Source organism: Micromonospora fluostatini (genome assembly GCF_050410825.1).
In the GTDB taxonomy this organism is placed as follows: Bacteria; Actinomycetota; Actinomycetes; order Mycobacteriales; family Micromonosporaceae; genus Micromonospora; species Micromonospora rosaria.
This window is the reverse complement of sequence record NZ_CP191251.1, coordinates 6,344,610-6,364,615: the sequence shown is the minus strand read 5'-3', so window position 1 is coordinate 6,364,615 and position 20,006 is coordinate 6,344,610. Positions and strand designations below refer to the sequence as shown.

18 protein-coding genes and 1 pseudogene are annotated in these 20,006 nt (G+C 73.7%); 11 read left to right on the top strand and 8 right to left on the bottom strand.

Annotation, left to right across the window (positions count from 1 at the left end; all coding sequences use genetic code 11):
- Window positions 1–43: 43 nt before the first annotated feature.
- The 6 genes and pseudogenes from ACQUFX_RS28340 to folP form a co-directional block, all read right to left on the bottom strand.
- Window positions 44–352 carry a hypothetical protein gene (locus ACQUFX_RS28340; RefSeq protein ID WP_428963255.1) on the bottom strand — a complete coding sequence of 103 codons (309 nt, stop codon included), beginning with the start codon at window positions 350–352 and terminating at the stop codon, window positions 44–46.
- Between the two features lie 345 nt (window positions 353–697).
- Window positions 698–1,867 (bottom strand): annotated as a pseudogene (locus ACQUFX_RS28335) (ABC transporter permease); the annotation flags it as partial.
- A 125-nt stretch (window positions 1,868–1,992) separates the two neighbouring features.
- Window positions 1,993–2,478 carry a DUF3180 domain-containing protein gene (locus ACQUFX_RS28330; protein WP_428963254.1) on the bottom strand — a complete coding sequence of 162 codons (486 nt, stop codon included), beginning with the start codon at window positions 2,476–2,478 and terminating at the stop codon, window positions 1,993–1,995.
- Between the two features lie 64 nt (window positions 2,479–2,542).
- Entirely contained in the window at window positions 2,543–3,070 is a 528-nt protein-coding gene (gene folK, locus ACQUFX_RS28325; protein WP_428963253.1) for a 2-amino-4-hydroxy-6-hydroxymethyldihydropteridine diphosphokinase, read from the bottom strand.
- Complete coding sequence (gene folB, locus ACQUFX_RS28320) at window positions 3,067–3,462, bottom strand: dihydroneopterin aldolase (RefSeq protein WP_428963252.1); 396 nt, start codon at window positions 3,460–3,462, stop codon at window positions 3,067–3,069. The genes folK and folB overlap by 4 nt, the downstream gene beginning before the upstream one ends.
- Window positions 3,459–4,370 (bottom strand): dihydropteroate synthase, encoded by a 912-nt coding sequence (folP, locus tag ACQUFX_RS28315; protein ID WP_428963251.1) that lies wholly within the window; start codon window positions 4,368–4,370, stop codon window positions 3,459–3,461. The genes folB and folP overlap by 4 nt, the downstream gene beginning before the upstream one ends.
- 356 nt (window positions 4,371–4,726) lie before the next feature.
- Here folP and ACQUFX_RS28310 point away from each other — a divergent pair, with 356 nt between their 5' ends.
- The 9 genes from ACQUFX_RS28310 to ACQUFX_RS28270 all read left to right on the top strand — a co-directional run bounded on the left by ACQUFX_RS28310 (window position 4,727) and on the right by ACQUFX_RS28270 (window position 14,521).
- Window positions 4,727–5,047 (top strand): hypothetical protein, encoded by a 321-nt coding sequence (locus ACQUFX_RS28310; RefSeq protein WP_428963250.1) that lies wholly within the window; start codon window positions 4,727–4,729, stop codon window positions 5,045–5,047.
- Window positions 5,048–5,060: 13 nt separating this feature from the next.
- The gene (locus tag ACQUFX_RS28305; protein WP_067369692.1) at window positions 5,061–5,423 is read left to right on the top strand and encodes a hypothetical protein; all 363 of its coding nucleotides are present in this window, start codon (window positions 5,061–5,063) and stop codon (window positions 5,421–5,423) included.
- 49 nt (window positions 5,424–5,472) lie between these two features.
- Window positions 5,473–9,027 (top strand): ATP-binding protein, encoded by a 3,555-nt coding sequence (locus ACQUFX_RS28300; RefSeq protein ID WP_428963249.1) that lies wholly within the window; start codon window positions 5,473–5,475, stop codon window positions 9,025–9,027.
- Between the two features lies 1 nt (window position 9,028).
- A complete protein-coding gene (locus ACQUFX_RS28295) occupies window positions 9,029–10,975 on the top strand; it encodes an MFS transporter (protein WP_428963248.1) in 1,947 nt (648 codons plus the stop codon).
- 5 nt (window positions 10,976–10,980) lie between these two features.
- Complete coding sequence (locus ACQUFX_RS28290; RefSeq protein WP_428963247.1) at window positions 10,981–11,529, top strand: hypothetical protein; 549 nt, start codon at window positions 10,981–10,983, stop codon at window positions 11,527–11,529.
- The gene (locus ACQUFX_RS28285; protein ID WP_428963246.1) at window positions 11,526–12,707 is read left to right on the top strand and encodes a M23 family metallopeptidase; all 1,182 of its coding nucleotides are present in this window, start codon (window positions 11,526–11,528) and stop codon (window positions 12,705–12,707) included. The genes ACQUFX_RS28290 and ACQUFX_RS28285 overlap by 4 nt, the downstream gene beginning before the upstream one ends.
- A gap of 13 nt (window positions 12,708–12,720) precedes the next feature.
- Window positions 12,721–13,323: a hypothetical protein gene (locus ACQUFX_RS28280; protein WP_428963245.1), complete on the top strand. Its 603-nt coding sequence runs from the start codon at window positions 12,721–12,723 to the stop codon at window positions 13,321–13,323.
- 106 nt (window positions 13,324–13,429) lie between these two features.
- Complete coding sequence (locus ACQUFX_RS28275; RefSeq protein ID WP_428962625.1) at window positions 13,430–13,567, top strand: hypothetical protein; 138 nt, start codon at window positions 13,430–13,432, stop codon at window positions 13,565–13,567.
- A gap of 30 nt (window positions 13,568–13,597) precedes the next feature.
- The gene (locus ACQUFX_RS28270; RefSeq protein WP_428963244.1) at window positions 13,598–14,521 is read left to right on the top strand and encodes an IS630 family transposase; all 924 of its coding nucleotides are present in this window, start codon (window positions 13,598–13,600) and stop codon (window positions 14,519–14,521) included.
- 7 nt (window positions 14,522–14,528) lie between these two features.
- Here ACQUFX_RS28270 and ACQUFX_RS28265 read toward each other — a convergent pair whose 3' ends face one another.
- On the bottom strand, window positions 14,529–14,951 hold the full coding sequence (locus ACQUFX_RS28265) for a hypothetical protein (RefSeq protein WP_428963243.1): 423 nt from the start codon (window positions 14,949–14,951) through the stop codon (window positions 14,529–14,531).
- Window positions 14,952–15,302: 351 nt separating this feature from the next.
- On the opposite strand from ACQUFX_RS28265, the gene ACQUFX_RS28260 reads away from it, so the two are divergent.
- Both ACQUFX_RS28260 and ACQUFX_RS28255 read left to right on the top strand, forming a co-directional pair.
- On the top strand, window positions 15,303–18,248 hold the full coding sequence (locus ACQUFX_RS28260; protein ID WP_428963242.1) for an FtsK/SpoIIIE domain-containing protein: 2,946 nt from the start codon (window positions 15,303–15,305) through the stop codon (window positions 18,246–18,248).
- Complete coding sequence (locus ACQUFX_RS28255) at window positions 18,245–19,192, top strand: hypothetical protein (RefSeq protein ID WP_428963241.1); 948 nt, start codon at window positions 18,245–18,247, stop codon at window positions 19,190–19,192. Before ACQUFX_RS28260 ends, ACQUFX_RS28255 begins: the two co-directional genes overlap by 4 nt.
- A 160-nt stretch (window positions 19,193–19,352) precedes the next feature.
- Here ACQUFX_RS28255 and folE read toward each other — a convergent pair whose 3' ends face one another.
- Complete coding sequence (gene folE, locus ACQUFX_RS28250; protein ID WP_067369714.1) at window positions 19,353–19,970, bottom strand: GTP cyclohydrolase I FolE; 618 nt, start codon at window positions 19,968–19,970, stop codon at window positions 19,353–19,355.
- Window positions 19,971–20,006: the final 36 nt, after the last annotated feature.

Here is a 20,006-nt window from a genome sequence, read left to right as displayed (position 1 = left end):
CCGGGCAAACCCGGCGTGGGCTGGTCACCTGACGCGCCAACGGCTAGTGCTCCAGCAGGTAGTCGATGAACGCCGCGCGCAGCAGCGGCGCCGTCTCGTCGTACCCGTGACCGGTCATCTCCCGCCAGAGGGCGACCGCCTCGTCGATGGTCGGCCCGACCGAGTTGGGCGCCCCGTCCAGCGCCGCGGCCTCGTCGGCGTTCGGCAGGCGCCGCAGCACGGACCAGAAGAAGCGCACGTCGCGGCGTTCCCGGGCCAGCGCGAACGCCTGCTCGCGCAGCTCCTCAGTGGACAGTGCGTCGAGCTCGTCGAAGGAGCGACCTCCGCTGCCGGGGGCTGGTGTCTCGGTCATGCTGCCGAGCCTAACCGGCGAGATCATCGCCCGCCCGGTGGACGCGACGGCCGCCGCCGCCCGCACCGACCGCCGGGCCCGCTCCGGGCCGGGCGCTCAGCGGTCCTCCCGGGTCTCCCAACGGGGCGGGTCGTCCCGGGTCTCCCAGCGCCCGGACCGCTCGTCGCCCGCGCTCCAACCGGGGGAACCGTCGTCGCCCGCGCTCCAGCGCGGCGACCGGTCACCACCGACCTGCCAGCGGGGCGAGGCGTCGCCACCGGCGTCCCACCGGGGGGTACGGTCACCGCCGGCCGCCCAGCGGGAAGGGTCGTCGCCACCGGCCGCCCGGCGGCGGGGCCGGTCGTCCCAGCCGGGGCCCGCCCACGGGTCGACCGGGTGCGGCGGTGGATCGGTCGGCAGCGCCGGCGGGCTCCAGGTGTCGACCGGCCGGGAACGGGGCGCCGACCAACCCGAGCTGATCGTCCCGTCGCCGGAGGTCGGCCGCTCGGCTACCTCCACCTCCGGGTTCCGGGGTCGCCCGAACGTCTCGACCAGCCGGGTGACCAGCAGCCCGATCGCCAGGGCCACCCCGCCGACCGCCCACGGGCTGACCACCCAGCCGCGCGCCTGGGCCCACGCCAGGAAGAGCGCCACCAGGCTGACCGCGAAGAGGGTGCCGAAGATCCCGCCCCGCCGCCCGTACGCGCTGGTCCCGGCGAGCAGCGCCGTGCCGACCGCCAGCACGGTGCCGTCCAGGCCGGTGCCCGGGGCCACCGGGGCGGTCGCCTCGGCGGCCAGGAGCGTACCCGCCAGCATGGCCAGCACGGTGGAGCTGACCAGGGCGAACACGGTCAGCACCGCCGTCACCGGGCCCTGGCGCAGGGCGGGGTCACCGACCGGTCGGGAGCGACCGACGAGCCGACGGACCGCCCGGATCGCCCCGAAGAGCCCCCCGAGGACCGCCAGCGCGGCGAATCCGGCGAAGAGGTGGAGCGCGGCCCGCCCGGGATCGTGGTCGCCCTGCACGACGACCGGGGCCGCCCGCTGTTCGATGTACACGATCACGCCCGCCGCCCCGGCGAGGCTCGCCGCCCAGCTCGGCACGTGCAGCACCACCACGACCAGCGCCAGCACCAGCCCGCCGAGCGCGGCGACCAGGGTGGCCGGGCCGACCACCGCCGGCACGCTGCGCTCGCTCTGCTCGGCGAAGTGCAGCGCGGCGGCCACCGCCACCGGGCCGACGGCGAGGTTGACCGCCGCGGTGCGCAGGCTCAGCCCGGCGGCGACGGTGAGCAGCCCGAGCGCCACCAGGTCGACCAGCAGGTCCCGCAGCCCGGCGCCGCGCAACGTCGCCGGCTGGGCGCGCCAGAGCAGGTACGCCAGGACCACCGCCCCGGCCAGGAGCACCACCTCCCAGGCGAGGTGCACGCCGATCCGGTCGTGTCCGGCCGCGCCGGGCTCCGGGTCGTCAGGGTTCGCCGGCAGGTCCACAGGGGCCCCCGCCGGTTCCGTGCGGGTCGGTTCGTCGTACCCCATGACGCGCGCCTCCCACGGTGCCCGGTGGTCCGCACTCCCACGCGGCGGACCGGTGGCGGCCGGTGCTCCCTGCGGTCGCCAGGCGACGGTACCCGGCTGCCCACCCGGCTGTTAACCCCCGTCGATCAGCGCGGCCCCGGTTGCTCCTCCCGCGCGCCGGGCCCACGGTCGTCGTCCGGCCGCTCCGGCACCCGGCAGGACCGCTCCAGCCAGAGCGCCGCCAGCACCAGGGCCAGGCTGGCGAGCAGCCCCGCGCCGGCGGCCGGCCGGTCGTCGATCGCGGCGTTGGTGCGCTCGATGAACAGCCAGCCCGTCACCCCGGCGTAGCCACCGGCGAAGATCGCGCCGGCCAGCGCGGACGCCTTCGCCAGCACCACGAACCGGGCCACCAGCAGCGGGTTGACCGGCTCCCGGCCCGGCTTGCGCTCGATCCGGCCCCGCGTGTTGACCGCCGCGTACCCCTCCAGCACGGCCAGGGCGGCGAGCGTGATCACCGGCAGCCAGGGCAGCTCGGGCAGGGTCCGGTAGTAGAGACTGCTGATCAGCAGCCAGGCGATCGCTGCGGCGCCGAGCCCGGCCACGACCAGGGTGGAGATCCTGGTGGGACCCATCCTGGACCGGTCCGCTCCGCCCGGCGGTGGGGACTGTGCTGTCATGCCGGCCGGCTCCGCTGGGTCATGTCGTCGACTCTATCGCCAGATCGGGGCGGGGACGCACCGCAAGCGCGTCCCCGGCCGCCGGCCCGGTGTTGAGCAGGTCGGTCAGCCAGCCGTGGCCGGGCAGCCGCCCGTACGGCTGGATGTCGATCCACGGCCGCAGCACGAACGCCCGCAGGTGTGCCCGGGGGTGCGGCAACGTCAGCTCGGGATCGGTGCTGAGCACCGGTTCGTCGTCGTCGCCCCAGACCGCGACGACGTCGACGTCGAGGGTCCGGGGGCCGTACCGGCGGGCCGGGTCCCGGGTCCGGCCGGCGGCCCGCTCGGCCGCGTGGGCCCGGTCCAGCCAGTCCCGGGCGGTCGCGGTGGGATCGGCCGCGAGCAGCACCGCGTTCAGGTACGCCGGCTGGTCCTCGTCCCCCCACGGTGGAGTCTCGTAGACGCCGGAGACCAGGAGTACGGCGTCGCCGAGGGTCGCCACCGCCGTCCGCAGGTGGGCGAGCCGGTCACCGAGGTTGCTGCCGAGCGACAGCACCGCCCGGCTCACCGGGCGGCCCGGTCGTCCGGCCGGTGACCGGGGTCGCGGTGCCGGGTCAGGGTCACCGCCACGTCGGTGAAGGCGTGCGGCACCGGCGCCTGCGGCTTGTGCACGGTGACCGTGGCGGTGACCACCCGGGGGTCGGCCAGGCAGACGTCGAGGAGCCGGTCGGCGAGGGTCTCGATCAGGTTCACCGGCTCGCCGGTGACCACCGCGACCAGCCCGTCGGCCAGCTCGCCGTAGTGCACGGTGTCGGCCACGTCGTCGGTCCGCGCCGCCGGGGCGAGGTCCAGGTGGAGCACCGCGTCGACGACGAAGTCCTGCCCCTGGGCGCGCTCGAAGTCGTACACCCCGTGCCGGCCGTGCGCGCGCAGGCCGGTGAGCGTGATCGTGCCGGTCACCGGCCCGCCCTCCCCGCGCCGACCACCGGGCCACGCCCGTCCGGCGGGCCCGGGTACGGCGGCGCGGTCGGGACGAGCCGGGGCCGGCCGGTGGCCCGCCAGACCGCCAGCGCGTCCACGGTCCCCCGGACGTCGTGCACCCGTACCCCCCAGGCGCCGGCGGCCACGGCGAGCACGCTGGTGGCGACGGTCGCCGCCGCCCGACCGTCGGTGGCGCGCGGCTGCCCCGCCGGATCGGCGAGCAACTGGCCCAGGTACGACTTGCGGCTCGCCCCGAACAACAGCGGGTGGCCGAGGTCGAGCAGTTCGGGCAGGCGGGCGCTGAGCTCCCAGTTGTGCTCGGCGGTCTTGGCGAACCCGAGCCCCGGGTCAACGATGATCCGGTCGGCGGCCACCCCGGCGCGCAGCGCCTCGTCGACCCGGTGCGCCAGTTCGGCCCGCACGTCGGCGACCACGTCGGTGTAGCGGGCCAGGTCCCGCATCCGCCGCGAGTGGCCCCGCCAGTGCATCAGCACCCAGGGGCAGCCGGCGTCCCGGACCACCCGGGCCATGTCCGGATCGGCCAGCCCGCCGGAGACGTCGTTGACCACGTCCGCGCCGGCGGCCAGCACCGCCTCGGCGACCCGGGCCCGGGTGGTGTCGATGCTGACCGGCACCCCGGCGGCGGTCAGCTCCCGGACGACCGGGAGCACCCGGGCCACCTCGGTCTCGGCGTCCACCCGGTCCGCGCCCGGACGGGTCGACTCGCCGCCGACGTCGACCAGGTGGGCCCCGTCGGAATGGAGCCGCACACCGTGTGCGACGGCCGCGTCGACATCGGCGTACCGGCCGCCGTCGGAGAAGGAGTCGGGCGTGACGTTGAGGACCCCCATCACCACCGGGTCCTGCGCCTGTACCAGATCGGTCACGACTCGACGGTACCGGTCGACCCGGGTGGCTCCGGCAGCCCGGGGTGGGCCCGCACCGACCCGCCCTGACATGGCCTTTTAGAACAGGTGTACGATGGGTCGTTCGGGCCCGATCGGGTCGACTCTTCGCGGCTTGTCGCAAAGGAGGGCGGGCCGTACGCTTTGGAATTGCCCAGCAGCGAGACGGCGAAGCCCGGAGGGAGGGCCGAAGCGGGAGCAAACCGCCCAAAGTTCGCCACTCTCCGTGGTGAACGATCCACGCAGGGTCCACGACGCTGCGCGCAGCGACCATCGTTCCCGCCCGGCACAACCACCGCACCGCCGCGGCACGCCGGCCGCGATTTGGGGAGGTTCCAGTGATCGCCATCGAGCTCTTGGAGACGGCGTCCTCCGGCGTCGCCCAGACGCTCCACGCTTTGGCGTCGACTCCACTCGCCGCACCCGAGCCGGCGCCCAAGGGCATCGACACCGAGGGTGTCGTCGGCTTCTTCGCCAGCAAGATCGCACCGATCCTGCTGGCCGTGCTCGGCGTCATCTTCATCGGGCGAGCCAGCCGGGGCGAGATCTCCAAGGTGCTGACCAGCTCCGCCATCGCGATCGTCGGGCTGGCCTTCATCGCCGGCGCCGCCACGCTCTTCTTCGTCGGTGATTACCTGATCGACCTGATCTTCGAATAGGCGCGGGCAGGACATGCGGCTGCGCACCGACGACGACATCTACCGGGCCCGCCTGGTCTACCTCGGGCCGCCCGGATACACCCTTCCCGTTCACCTGCCGTACGCCCAGTACGGCCTCTTCATGCTGCTCGTTCCCCTCTACATGTTCATCCACTGGCTGTTCACGTTCACCGTCGAGCTCTTCCCGGCCTGGGAGATCGCGCTCGCGATCGTGACCACCTCGTTCATCTTCCGGTACGTCGATCCGGACCGGCCGGCGCGCATGGTGATCCGCACCGCGCTGACCGACTGGCGGCGGACCCGGGAGCCGGCCGCCGAGCAGCGCGATCCTCGCCTGGTCGCGAGCCGGATCAGGATCCGGGAGGAGCTGGCATGACCGGGCGTACGCCGTCGCGGCGGTTGAACGAAGCGGGTGAGGCAGCAGCATGAACCGCCCCTCCACGCCGGGCTACCCGGCCGGACACCGCGCCGCACCAGCCGGTAACCGTGCGCGATCGTTCGACTACCAGCCCACCGAGGAACTGGACGAGCCGACCCTCGACCCGGCCCTGGCGACCAGCCCCGGGCAGGGCGGTGTCGGCGTCTTCCAGGCCCCCCGCCCCGCGCCCCAGCGCGCCCCGCGCCCCTCGGCCGAGCCGGCCCCGCCGGTCGCCGACGCGGACATCGACTCGCCCTTCCTCGACCTGTTCGGCGCCACCCGGCCCCGGCTGCCCCGGGCGGCCATCGCCGGTCCCGGGCGCGTGGTCGAGCGGGAGCAGCCGCCCGCCCTCGCCGGGCCGGGCCGGGTGGTCGAGCGCGAACAGCCACCCGCCCTGGCCGGGCCGGGCCGCGTCGTCGACCGGGAGCACCCGCCGGTCATCCCGCACCAGCCCACCGCCGCAGCGGCCCCGGCCGAGCCCACCAGCCCACCGGCCACCGGACGGCCCGTCGCCGACCTGCCACCGCCGCCCGCCATCGAGACCTTCACGGTGGCCGAGCCGGCCACGCCACCGGCCGCCCCCCGGGTGCCGCACCAGGTCGGCGACCGGCTGCCCAGCCCGCGCCCACCGGCGGCCACGCCCACCCTCGCACCGGCCGGCGACGACGTCGGGCCGGAGCGACGGACCGACACCCCCACCGCACGGGACCGCGCGGCGCCCCCCGGCCCCCCTGCCCACCCGGCGCCCGCCCCCGGCCTCCGGGAGGCGTCCAGCGCCGGCCCCGCCTACCGGGAGACGCCCGCCGCCAGCCTCCGCGAGACGCCCGCCGTCCCGTACCGCGAGGTGCCCGCCGTGCCCCCCGCGGGTGCTCCGCCGGTCGAGGCCGTACCGCCCGCCACCCGTGAGGTGACCCCGCCCCGGCAGCGCTCCGCCCAGGAGCAGGCCCGCGCGCCGGAGCGGCGGGACCGGCCGATCAAGCCCCGCCGGATCAAGCCTCCGAAGTTCAAGTTCGGCGACCGCGACCCGGCCGCCGAACTGGCGATCACCGAGATCGCCGGGCACCTGACCTTCACCCCGAACACCGTCACCGCCTGGTACTGGCTGCCCGAGGTGCGCTGGGCCTTCCGGCCCGACGCCGAACGCGAGGCCCTGCTCTCCGCGATCTCCGAGCAGTACGCCGGCCTGGCCGGCTTCCGGCTGCACCTGCGCCGCACCACCCGGCCGTTCCCCGCCGACGAGTGGGCCCGCACCATCGACACGCACACCGCGTCCCCGCTGCCCGACGTGGCGGGCACCCCCGGCTGGGCCGACCACCTGGTGGCCGCGCAGCGGCACCTGCTCTCGGTGAACCACGCCGAGGGGCAGACCTACCTCGGCGTCACCTTCGCCCGCCGGTCACTCGGCGACTCCCTCACCGAACGGCTGCTGAGCGCCTTCGGCCGGGGCGTGGCCGAGGGGGAACGCCGCCGGCTCGGCCGTACCGTCGAGCAGTTCGACGAGGTGCTGGGCGCGTTCGGCATGCGTGGCCGGCGGGTCACCACCCAGGAGCTGGAGTGGCTGCTCTACCGTTCGGTGGCGCTCTGCATGGCACCCCCGGGCGCCCTCTCCCCGATCACCGACGGCCGGTGGGAACGCGGCGACCTGCTCGCCCTCACGGAGCAGGTGGAGCGGTACCGCACCCCGTACGGCTCGACCGTGAAGCTGGTCAACCGGATGACCGGCGAGGAACGGCACGTGGCCGTGCTGGCGGTGGGACGGATGGAGCCGCTGGAGATCCCCGAGCGGCACGAGCCGTGGCTGCACTTCCACGAGCGGCTGCCGTGGCCGATGGAGATCTCCACCCGGGTCGACATCCTCGGCTCCGCCGACTCCTTCCGGAACCTCGAACACCGGCTCCGGATGATCCGGTCCCAGCAGCTCGACTACGCCGAGCACGGCATCGACGCCCCGCCGGAGCTGGAGCGGCTGGCGAAGCGGGCCCTGGTGATCGGTGACGAGATGACCACCGGCCTGCCGGTGGACTCGGCCCGCGCGCACGGCTGGCACCGGATCGCCGTCGGCGGCCGGACCCGCGAGGAGTGCCTGGAGCGGGCCCGCCGGCTGATCCAGCTCTACTCCCGGGAGCTCCGGGTCTCCCTGCAGCACCCGAAGAACCAGGACTGGCTGGCCCGCGAGTTCATCCCCGGCGAGCCGATCGCCAACACCGGCTACGTCCGCCGGATGCCGGTCAACCTGCTCGCCGCCGCCCTGCCCCAGGCCGCCTCCACCGTCGGTGACCGGCGGGGCGACCTCATCGGCCGGACCGCCGGTACCTGCCGTCGTCCGGTCTTCCTCGACCTGCACTTCCCGATGGAGGTCCGGGAACGCTCCGGCCTCGCCGTCTTCGTCGCCGAGCCGGGCGGTGGCAAGTCGACCCTGCTCGGCGCGCTCGGCTACCTCGCCGCCCGACGCGGGGTGCAGGTGACCCTGCTCGACCCGTCCGGCCCGCTGGCCCGCCTCTGCGCGATGCCCGAACTGCGGCCGTACGCCCGGGTGCTGAACCTGACCGGCTCCGAGCACGGCACCCTCGCGCCGTACTCGCTGATCCCGACGCCGCTGCGCAGCGAGTTCGCCGCCGGCGCGGGCGGCGACCGGGAGTACGAGATCGCCGTCTCCAACGCCCGGGCCGAACGCCGGATGCTGGTCCAGGACATCTGCATGATGCTGGTGCCGCCGCAGGTGGCCCGGGAGGCCTCCACCGCCACCCTGTTCCGGCACGCCGCCCGCCAGGTGCCGGCCGAGGAGACCTCCACCCTCGACGACGTGGTGAGCTGCCTCGGCCAGCTCGACGACGACGCCGGACGGGAACTGGCCAACCTGCTGCTGGACACCGCCGAGATGCCCCTGGCGATGCTCTTCTTCGGCCGGCCACCGGAGGGCCTGCTCGGCCCGGACGCCGCGCTGACCGTCATCACCATGGCCGGCCTGCGGCTCCCCGACCTCAAGATCGAACGTGAGTACTGGTCGGCGGAGGAGGCCCTCGCCCTGCCGATGCTGCACACCGCACACCGGCTGGCCGTCCGGCGCTGCTACGGCGGCTCGATGTCCTCCCGCAAGCTGGTCGGCCTGGACGAGGCGCACTTCATGGAGGGCTGGCGCTCCGGTCGGTCCTTCCTGGTGCGACTCGCCCGTGACTCCCGCAAGTGGAACCTCGCCGCCCTCGTCGCCTCGCAGAACCCACGGGACATCCTCGGCCTCGACGTGCAGAACCTGGTCTCCACCGTCTTCGTCGGCCGGATCGCCGAGGACGCCGAGATCGCCACCGAGGCGCTGCGCCTGCTGCGGGTCCCGGTCAACGACGGGTACGAGGCCACCCTCGCCTCGCTGTCGACCGCCGACGCCACCTCGGCCGCCCGGCTCGGGTTCCGGGAGTTCGTGATGCGCGACGTCGACGGCCGGGTGCAGAAGGTCCGGGTGGACGTCTCGTACGTCGAGGGTCTCCTCGACCACCTCGACACCACACCGACGGCCGTCGCCACCGGCGGGAACCTACCCACCGTCCTGTCTGACCTGGAGGCGTGACATGGCGAGGGCCCGGGCACGGATCGCGGCGCTCCTCCTCACGTTCGGCGTACTGGCCGGAGCCACAGTCTCCTGGCCCGTACTCAATTCCGCCCCGGCGTCCGCCGCCCCGGTGAGCGCTCGACAGGCAGCCGCCGACCTGTGCACCACCGAGGAATGGCAGGCCGACTTCCGCGCCTGCGTCGGGCGCCTCCAGCAGGTTGCCGAATCGGAGGTGACCTGTCGGAAACCCCCCACCCCCACCACTCCGGACTCCGGGCTCGCCGGCTGGTTCGCCGGCCGACCCGACTCGGCGAAGGAGCCCGGCCCGAAGGGCATCTACAGCGACTACGGCTACGCCGGCTACAGCTACACGACGTACGACATCGACACCGGCTGCGCCACCGCCGTGCTGCACCCGGACTACAAGTTCACCAACACGATCGCCAACGGCGAGTTCATGGTGGCGACGGCCATCATCGGCGCCTCGAACGCGCTCCGCGAGCGGGCGTGGGACCCGGGCTCGATGTGGGGCTGGGCGGATCCGCTGGTCGACCAGGCCACCAAGGCCGTCTACCAGAAGGTCTTCAGTGTCTTCGGCATCATCACGCTCTGCGTCGTCGGCCTCTACCTGCTGTGGCGTTCCCGGCAGTCGGACATGAGCAACGCCATGACCACGGCCGGTTGGGCCCTGTTGGTGATGGTGGCGGTGACCGCGCTGGCGGCGTGGCCGGTGAAGTCGGCCAACATCGCCGACGGCACCCTGGTCACCACCCTGGGCGTGGTGCACGACGCAGTCGGCCCCGCAGCACGCGACACACCACCCGATCAGTGCGACGACCCCAACCCACAGGCATGTAGGGACAATCGGCCACCTGCGGTTCGGGCGAGTGACACGGCCACCGAGGCGATGCTCTACCGGAACTGGCTGCGTGGCATGCTCGGCTCGGCGGACAGTGAGACCGCGAAGAAGTACGGCCGGGCCCTGTACGACGCGAAGTCCCTGTCCTGGGAGGAGGCGGAGAAGCTCCGCGCCAACCCCCGGACGCGTGACGCGACCGTCAAGGCCAAGCAGCAACAGTGGATGACGGTCGCCCAGCAGATCAAGACCGAGGACCCGGAAGCGTTCGAGTACCTGCAGGGCACGCGGGACATGGACCGGGTCGGCGCTGGATTCATCGCGGTGCTCGCCGCGCTCCTCTTCGCGATGTTCGACCTCACCGCCTCGCTGCTGGTGCTGCTCGGTTTCCTGATCTTCCGATGGGCGGTGATCGCCGCACCGATCCTGGGCACGATCGGCCTGATGCGACCGGCGAGCGCCGGGCTCCGGCGACTGGGCAACGCGGTGGTCGCGGCCGTGTTCAACATCGCCATCTTCGGCACCGGAGCCGCCATCTACCTGTTCGCGGTCGACCTGATCATGAGTACCCCCACCCTGCCGGGCTGGCTCCAGGTGGTGCTGGTCTGGCTCTGCGGCGTCGTCGGATGGCTGTTGCTGCGCCCCTACCGTCGGATCACCCAACTCGGCGGCAAGGACAGTAGCGAGGCGGTCAGTTCGGCCGGATCCTGGCACCGCCGGTTCTTCCGGGACATGCGTACCGCCGCGCGGCTGGACGTGGCCGAGCCCGGCGGCACGGCCGAACCGGCCGGTGGCCGGCGGCGGACGGTCGTGGTCGAGCAGAAGACCCTCCGCCCGGAGGCCCGGCTGGAGGATCCGGTCCACTCCGGCACCCCCCAGCCGGAGCGGCAACGCCCTGACGGCAGGGAACGGCCGCAGGAGACCGCCGAGCCCGAGAAGCAGCAGTCGAAGCGGCCCACCACCGCGCCCCGCCCCCGCCGTCGGCAGCCCGCGGCCTGGACGGAGCCCGACGTGCCGGCGGAGCCGCCCTCGTACGCGATCTACCGGCCGGGCTCCGCTGACCGTACGCCCGCCACTCCGGCACCCCGGGTGCGCTCCGAGGCCCGGTGAGAACGATGAAGCGTGCGGTGGAGTTCCTGTTCACCCGGGTGTTGAGGTCGCGCGCGGGCATCGCGTTGGCCATCGCCGTCCTCGTGATCGGGGTGATCGGGGCGGCCCGGCTGACCGCGGGCGTGACGGGGGCCGACTCCGGGCTGACCGGTGGACCGGCCGGGCCGATCAGCACGGTGGATCCGGAGTTCGGTGACGACGGTGCCATCTACACCCCGTCACCTCCCGCACCCGTGACCAGTCCGGGCGAGTCGACACCGGAACAGATCGCCGGCAGGTTCACCACCGCCTGGCTCGGCACGCAGGGCATCACCGCAGAACAGTGGCACGCCGGGCTGCGTCCGCTGTCCACGCCCGCCCTGATCGAGAAGATGGCCGGCGTCGAGCCGGAAGCGGTACCGGCCGGCCGGGTCACGGGCCAGCCCACGCTGCGACCGCAGAACGAGACCTTCGTCGAGGTGCTGGTACCGCTCGACGCTGGACAGCTCCGGCTCGAACTGGTGGCACCGAAGGGCCGGTGGTTGGTGGACGCGGTGGACTGGGAGCGGGGATGAGTGACGAGACCTCGGGTGCGGGCACTCCCCGCCGTTCGCTCCGGCTCGGCGCGCTGGCCGCGGCGCTGACCGCGACGCTGGCTCTGCTCTGCTGCACGGGCGGGGCCGGGGCCTTCTTCCTCACCGAGCTCGGCGGCGACTCGGACGACCCACTGGCAAACTCGATGTCGGGTTGTAGCCCCGACCACAAGGTTCCCGACGTGACCGGCTCGATGCCGCGGACGTTCGGGTACGGCGAGCGACAGATGCGCAACGCGGCCATCATCATCAAGGTCGGCCAGGACATGAAGGTGCCGGCACGCGGTTGGGTGATCGCCATCGCCACGGCCATCCAGGAGTCCGGCCTGAAGAACTACGCCAACTCCACCGTTCCCGAGTCCCTGGCCATCCCGCACGAGGCCGTCGGCAGCGATCACGACTCCGTGGGCCTGTTCCAGCAGCGCCCCGGCTGGGGCACGGTCGCCCAGCGGATGAACCCCTCCTACTCGGCCCGGAAGTTCTACGAGAAGCTCGTCAAGGTGCCGGACTGGGAGAAGCGGTCGCTGACCAACGCCGCGCAGATGGTGCAGATCAGCGCCTTCCCGGATGCCTACGCCAAGCACGAGGAGACGGCGAGCCGCATCGTCGACCTTCTCGCCGGCGGTGCCGCACGCACCGTTCGCATGGCGGACAAAAACGTCTGCGACGCCGCGTCGAAGGGGCAGATCGCCGCCTCGGGCTGGACCGCCCCCATCCCGGGCGGCGTCGGCTCCGGATTCCGCACCAGTCAACGGCCCAGCCACAACGGCGTGGACATCGCGGCCCCGAAGGGCGTCCTGATCCGGGCCGCGTCCGCCGGACGGGTGATCGTGTCCCGCTGCGACCCGGACAACGCCGGACGACTCACCTGTGACGTCGACGGCTGGCCGAACAAGGGTGGCTGCGGGTGGTTCGTCGACATCCTGCACGCCGGTGGGCACATCACCCGCTACTGCCACCTGGTCGAACGTCCCGACGTCCGGGTCGGCCAGTACGTCAAGGCCGGCCAGGTGATCGGCAAGGTGGGCAGCAGCGGAAACTCCTCCGGTCCCCACCTGCACTTCGAGGTGCACGTCCGCTCGGACCGCTCCAGCGCCGGCGCCATCGACCCGGTGCCCTTCATGCGGGAACGGGGTGCCCCGTTGAAGGGGGCCGCATGAGACGCTGGCAGCGATGACCGGTCCCCTGCCCGACCCCTTCGCCGACCAGCCGGACTGGGCTCCGCAGCCGCCGAAGCCGATCGAGATCGTGCCGGCGACCGGCGGGGTGGAACTCCGCGGGCGGCGGGTCTCGATCGGGCTGCCCGGCCTGGGCTGGCGCGGCGACCTGCGGGCGGACGAACGGGTCGTCCAGAGCAGCCGCACCTACGTCCCGGTGATCCCCGAACATGAGTGGTACCGCGCCGAGTCCGAGCAGGTCGAGGTGTTCGCTCCGCTCATCCCGGTCGAGCGGGTCTGGGTAGAGCGGGTGGCCACGGCACCGGAGTTCGTCGTTCCACAAGTCGAGCCGGGCCTGCGCCTCGTCTCGCTCGACGCGCCGTCGCACCGGGCACCAACACCGGTCTTCGAGACCGACTCGGTCGTCGGGCGCCGGGTGGTGCACATGGAAGACGGTACCGAGCGGCGGGACCTCCGCGCGGTCACCGAGACCTTCTCGGGCACCGACGGGGACATCTGCGTGCGGGTCACACCGGAGTTGGAGTGGTACCGCTGGGCCTGGCGCGGCCAACCCCCCACCACCCTGGAGGTCCCCGTACACCTCCTCTGGATCGAATAGGAGCTTCTAGTGCCTCGTCTTGGAACGTCGAACGGGTAATCCGTCGGTTTCTGAGGATGGATCGGGCAGGCTGTCTCCCAGCACTCGTGGTGGGAGGTGATGGCCGGTGGGCAGACGGCCGGAGGTGTTCGTCCGACAGGTGTCGATGGCCGAGGGTCAGCGGTTGCAGAAGATCACCAGGACCGCAAGGGACCCGGTGAAGCTGCGGCGGGCGATCGTGGTGCTGATGTCCGCCCAGGGGTAGCCAGCCCCGGACATCGCCCACCTGCTGACGGTGACCGACGACTACGTGCGCGATGTGATCCACGCGTTCAACGAGCGGGGGTTCGACGCCCTGTCCCCAAAATGGAGCGGGGGCGCACCGAGACGGATCGATGAGCAGACCCGCGACTGGATCTGTGTCATCGCCCGGTGCGACCCCCGCTTCCTCGGCCAACCGTTCTCCTGCTGGTCGTTGGCCAAGCTGCGCGACTACCTCACCGCCGCCGGCTATGTCACGACGATCAGCGTCGAGACCGTGCGCCGTGTCCTGCACGAACGCGGGGTGACGTGGCAGGCCACCAAGACGTGGAAGGCCAGCACCGACCCCGACTTCACCTCGAAGATGCGCCGGATTCTGGACCTCTACGACCATCCACCCGCCGACGGCAGGGTGCTCTGCGTTGACGAGTTCGGGCCGTTGAATCTGCAACCCCGCCCCGGACGGGCCTGGCGACCCGTCGCACACCCGGTGCGACTACGGGCCACCTACACCCGCGACCAGGGCGTACGGCACATGATCGCCGCCCTGGACCTGGCTACCGGCAAGCTGCACTACCGCATCCGCGACCGCAAACGCTGGCGGGAGTTCCTGGCCTTCCTCAAGACCCTGCGCGCCCGCTGGCCCGACCAGAAGCTGTATCTCATCCTGGACAACTTCTCGCCGCACAAGCACCCCGAGGTCCGCGCCTGGTGCGCCGCCAACCGCGTCGACCTGGTGTTCCTACCCACGTATGCCTCGTGGCTGAACTGGATCGAGGCCGAGTTCGCCGCCGTGCGGTACTTCGCCCTCAACGGCACCGACCATCGCACCCACGCCGAGCAGGACGCCGCCCTCGGCGACTACATCCGCTGGCGCAACCAACGCGCCCGACCCAAGACCGGATTCGCCACCGGCTCCAAGATCCGCCACCCGGATTACCCGTTAAAGGCTGCATGACGAGGCACTAGCCGACTTTGTGCCCGCCGCAGACACGCCATCCCGCCGTGTCGTTTACAACCTCAAACTGCCAGTCCTCACGTCGACTACTACGCGATTCACCGTTTGCCGAGCTCGATACAGTCAAAGTCGTCGCCACGCTTCGTCTTTCACCTGCCTCGGCTGCGGCTAGCGGCCCCCAGGTGACAGCGACCCTGACATTGAAGTTCGCCTCCCGGCTTTCCATCTCCTCACGCAACAGACGAACAGCCGCCAGATCCGCGTCACGCTCGCAGGCGAAGACGTTGGCCTTGGTGTCGTTTCGTTCGACGAGGAAGGCGCGTAGGTAGTTGTCCACGACCACGTCGGGGGCGCTGCGGTCGGGGGCGGTGGCCCGGTCGTACAGGAGGTAGCCGGTGGCGGCTCCGCCGACGGCGAGCAGGGCGAGCATCCCGATCACCAGAGCGACGACCGGACCGCCACCCCTACGCCGTGGCGGCGATGACTGCGGGGCGGGCGGCGGGGGCGTGGCCTGGTCGGGTGGGGTCCGTTGCGCCGGTACGCGGGACACCTGGGAACCGGCGGGGGGCTGCACTGATTCCACCCCCTGAGGCTATCGGTTGGACGCCTCGTACCCAATGCCCCGGATGCTGCGGATCGTGAGCCACCGAACCCGGTTGGTGAGAGTTTCCCACGATCCACGACAACGACGGCGCAGCGCCGGGGCGCATCCCGGATGTCCGGCTCTGCCTGGGATACGGTGCCTGGTCGGGGAGGGAGTTTGCCGACCTCGGGAAGAGGGGTGGAGGCGGTGGCCGTTCCGAGGGCACGTACGGGCCGCGCAGCCGCCCTGCACCGGCGGGCCGCCGCCACCGCCGCCGCTGCCTCCGACGTCCTGGACGAGACCCGGCCGGTACCGGCCGACCAGCGCCGCCAGTACGAACTCGCGGACCGGCTCCGGTCGGCGGCCACGATCCTCGCTCCCGGCTGGGCGGGAGCGCCCCTGGAGACGTTGACCGCGCAGACGCCCCCGGACGAGGTCCCGCCCTCCTTCGTCGTGGTCGGTACGGCGGCCCCGCTGGACGACGCGCGCTTCCCCGCACTGGTGCCCCTGCTCGGCTCCGGTCATCTGACCGTGGACGCGGATGCCCGGGACGCCCGGGTGGCCGGGCTGCTCCGCGCCGTGCTGCTCCGGCTCTTCGCCGCCACCCCGGCCGGCTGCCTGCTGGTCCGGGCCGTGGACGGGACGGGAGGCGGGGAGGTGTTCGCACCCTTCGGCGCGCTGGCCGACGCCGGGCCGCTGCCGCCGCCCGCGCTCGACCTCGCGGGGCTGCGGGGGGTGCTGGGCGAGGCGGAGCAGTGGGTGGCGCCCGACGCCGCCCGACCCCGGCGGCGGGACCGTACGCTGCTGCTCGTGGTGTCGGCGTTCCCGGCCGGGACCGGCGACGCCGAGCTGGCCCGGTTGGCGGCGCTGGCCCGTTCCGGGCCGTCGGCCGGGCTGCACCTGGTACTGGCCGGCTGGCCCGGTACCGGCCGGGACCCGCTGCCGCACGCCACCCCGGTGACGGTACGCAACGCGTACGCGCTGGTCGGTGACCCGCCCGGGGCCTCGTTCGGCGGGGTGGGCGACGGGTCGGCGGGGGGCCTGAACGCGCCCGTCTTCCTCGCCGAGGATCCGCCGGCCGAGTTGGTGGAGACGGTCTGCCGGCACCTCGCCGAGCAGGTCGAGGCGGGTACCCGGTTGTCCCTGGCGGACCTGTTGCCGGAGCCCGGGGCGCAGCGGTGGGCGGCGGACTCGGCGGCGGGGCTCAGCACGACGGTGGGCGACGCCGGGGGGCGGGCGGTGCCGGTGGGTTTCACCGAGTTGACTCCGCACTGGCTGGTCAGTGGCCGCTCGGCCGCCGGGCGCTCGGCCTTCCTGACCAACGTGCTGCTCGGGCTCGCCGCCCGGTACGGCCCCGAGGAGCTGACCCTGCACCTGGCGGACCTCGGTCCGGGTGAGGCGTTCGTGGAGTTCCTCCAGACCGAACGGGACCGGACCTGGATCCCCCAGGTCCGCTCTGCCGCGATGGCGGCCGACCGGGAGTACGTCCTGGACCTGTTCGACGCGCTGGCGACCGAGGTGCGCCGTCGCGCGGAGGTGGCCGCGCTCACCGGCGGGCAGCGCTTCGCCGACCTGCGGGAGCACCTGGCGCTGCCCCGGATCGTCTGTGTGGTCGACAACCTTCAGGTGCTCTTCGGTGAGCCGGGCCGGGCGAGGTCGGCGGAGGTGTCGCCGGGCGGCACGCTGCTGCCCGGCGCACCGGCGGACCGGTCCGGGGCGGGGCGGTCGCGGGACCGGGCCACCCCGACCACCGCCACGCGGAGCCGGGACGGGCTCGGCGCGACCGCGCTGGCCAGCCTGGACGCGCTGGCCCGCGCCGGCCGGGCGTACGGGGTCCACCTGCTGCTGGCCGGGGAGGACGACCTGGGGCTGGGCACCGGGTCGGGTTCACGCGACTCGATGCTCGGGCAGTTCCCGGTCCGGGTGGCCCTGCCCGGGGGCGGCGCGGTGCTGGAGTCCAGCAACGACGCCGCAGCCGGACTGCCGGTGGGCAGCGCCGTGGTGAACACCGCCGGTGGGCTGGGTGGCCCGCAGGGCGCGACCCGGGGTCACGAGCGGATGGTCCGCTTCCCGGACCCGGAGGACGCCCCGACCACGGTGGAGGAGTTGCGCCGTACGCTCTGGGAGGCCCGGCCGGACGGGTCGTCGCCGCCGCTGGTCTTCGCCGGGTACGCCCGCCCGCTGCTGCGCAACGACCCCTGTTACCGGGCTGCCCTGCTGGGGCGGGCATCCGGTCCGGCCGCGCTGCTGGGGCGGGCGGTGGACGTCGCACGGTCCACGGTCGCGGTGCCGCTGGGCCCGTCGACCGGACGTAACCTCGCCGTCCTGGGCCCGGGGCTGCCGGCGGCCCGGCTCCTGGCCACGGCGGCGCGCGCCACGGCCGCCCACCATCCTCCGGGTACCGCCCGGTTCGTCGTCGCCTGCCTGGTGGACGAGGCCGCCCCGGTGGCCGGACGACTGGCGGCGGAGCTGGCCGGGCAGCACGCCGTGACCACGGTGGACCGCTCGGGCCTGGCGCACCTGCCCTTCCTCGGGACCCCGGAGGAGACACACCCCGGGCGGCCCGACCGCTCCACCCGGTCCGACACGCCGACGGAGCTTCAGTCCGGAACGCCTGCGGAACTCCAGTCCGGGACGCCGGCACAGGCCCAGGCCGGGACGCCGACACAGCTCCAGGCCGGAACGCCGGCACAGGTTCAGCTTTCCCCGGCCGCAGCGCGACGGCCGGGGACGGGAGCGGCCCCGACCGGGCCGCCGGCGAGGGACGGGACGGGGCCGGTGGCGGCCGAGGGACCCACCGTCCTGGTGGTCTTCGGGCTGGACGCCGTCCCGGCCGAGGAACTGCCCCGCGAACGGGTGCGGGCGCTGCTGCTCGACGGGCCGCCGGCCGGTACCCATCTGCTCGGCTGGTGGCGGACGACCCCGTCGTTCGCCGCGCTGCTGGAGCCGGAAGGGGAGGTCGACAAGCTCGCTGCCGTGGTGGCGGTCGACGTGCCGGGCGCACAGCTTGCCGGGGTCTTCGGCCGGCCGGTCCAGTGGCGGCCCCGACCGGCCCGGGCGGTGCTCTGGGACGGGCCGGGCGAGCAGGGCCGGGTCCTGGTGCCGTTCGCCGTCGAGGACGAGGACGAGGAGGACCAGACGTGAGCCCACCGGGTGACATGCGGACGGTGCCTGCTCCCGCCCGGCCGGGCGCCGGCGACCCGCAGCCGACCACGTCGCGGGACCAGCCGGCCCCGGCACCCCGCGACCAGCTCGACCCCGCCCCTGTGCCGGCACGGGAGCCGCAGCGGGAGGCGCGTCCCGGCGGGGCGGTCCGGTCCGAGGGCCACGGTGCCTCGGACCCCGGGCAGAGCGTGCCGGCCACCCCCACATCCCGGGTCGACGCCGAAAACACTCCCGACCGGCCTGAGCCGGACGGGCCCGAGGAGCGGGTGGAGTCCGACGCCGAGCCGGTGGCCGCCGCCTGGACGGCCTACCTCGCCGCCGCCCGGCAACTCGACGCGGTACGCCGCAGCGCCGCCACCGCCGCCGGCGAGCAGCACCGCGGGGTGCAGGCCGCCCGGGAGGAGTTGGCCGAGGTCCGCACGAGACTCACCGCCCAGCAGGTCCGGCTCCGGGAGCTGGGGGTACCGGCGATGTCGCTGCAACCGTCGCCGCCCGAGGTGAGTGCGGCCACCCGAACGATGTCGAGCGGGCCGGCGGCCGTGCTGACGGCGCTGCGGGCGGCGCGGGGCTGGGTGACGGACGGCGAGGCGGTACTGGACTCACCGGGGCTGTTCCGGCTGGACCGGTGGCCGGTCCGACTCCGCAACCTGGTCGTGTACGGGCCGTTGGCGCTGCTCGTACCGGTGCTCCAGGTGGTGCTCCACCTGGTGGCGGGCCCCGGCCCGGTGACCGTGGCGGCACTGCTCGGTGGGGTGCCGATGCCGGCGGTGGCCTTCCTCGCCGGCTGGGTCGGCCTCGGCCGACTGGTGCGCCCCGGACCGGATGGGCGCCTGGACCGCACCCCCCGCTTCGGGGCGCTGGTCTGTCTGGTCCCGGCGGTCCTGACCACCGCCGGCCTGCTCCTGGTGATGCTGGCCGGCTGACCCGAGCCGCCCGTCGATTGACCCCAGCCCCCGACCTGCCGAACCGACACCCCCACCGGCGCGTCCCTGAGCCGCCCGAGGCGACCGTCGAGCCGCAGCGAACGGCCCGCCCCGGCGCGGTGCGCCGGGGCGGGCCGGAGGTGCGGGACGAGCAACCGGCTCAGCGGGGGATGATCAACGCCATCGCCTCGGCCCGTGACTTCGCGTCGTGCTGGAGGCTGCCCCGGACGGCCGAGGTGATGGTCTGGGCGCCGCTCTTCTGGATGCCCCGCATCGCCATGCACATGTGCTCGCACTGGAGCACCACCACCACGCCGCGCGGCGCGAGGCTCTCCATCAGCAGGTCGGCGATCTGGGAGGTGAGCCGCTCCTGCACCTGGGGCCGGCGGGCGAAGACCTCGACCAGCCGGGCCAGCTTGGACAGGCCGGTGATCCGGCCGTCCGGGCCGGGAATGTACCCGATGTGCGCGCTGCCCCGGAACGGGAGCAGGTGGTGCTCGCAGAGGCTCATCACGTCGATGTCCCGGACCAGCACCAACTCTTCGTGGTTGGCCTCGAAGGTGGTGGTGAGCACCTTGGCGGGGTCGACCCGCAGCCCGGCGAAGAGTTCGGCGTACGCGCGGGCCACCCGGGCCGGGGTCTGCACGAGGCCGTCCCGGTCGGGGTTCTCGCCGACCGCGATGAGGATCTCGCGGACCGCCTTCTCGATCCGGGTCAGGTCGATGGCCTCCTCGACCGGACGCCCGGTGAGCTTGCCGTTGATCAGCCGGGCGGCGATGTAGTCCAGCCCGTCGTCGCCGGGCTCGGTGGCAGA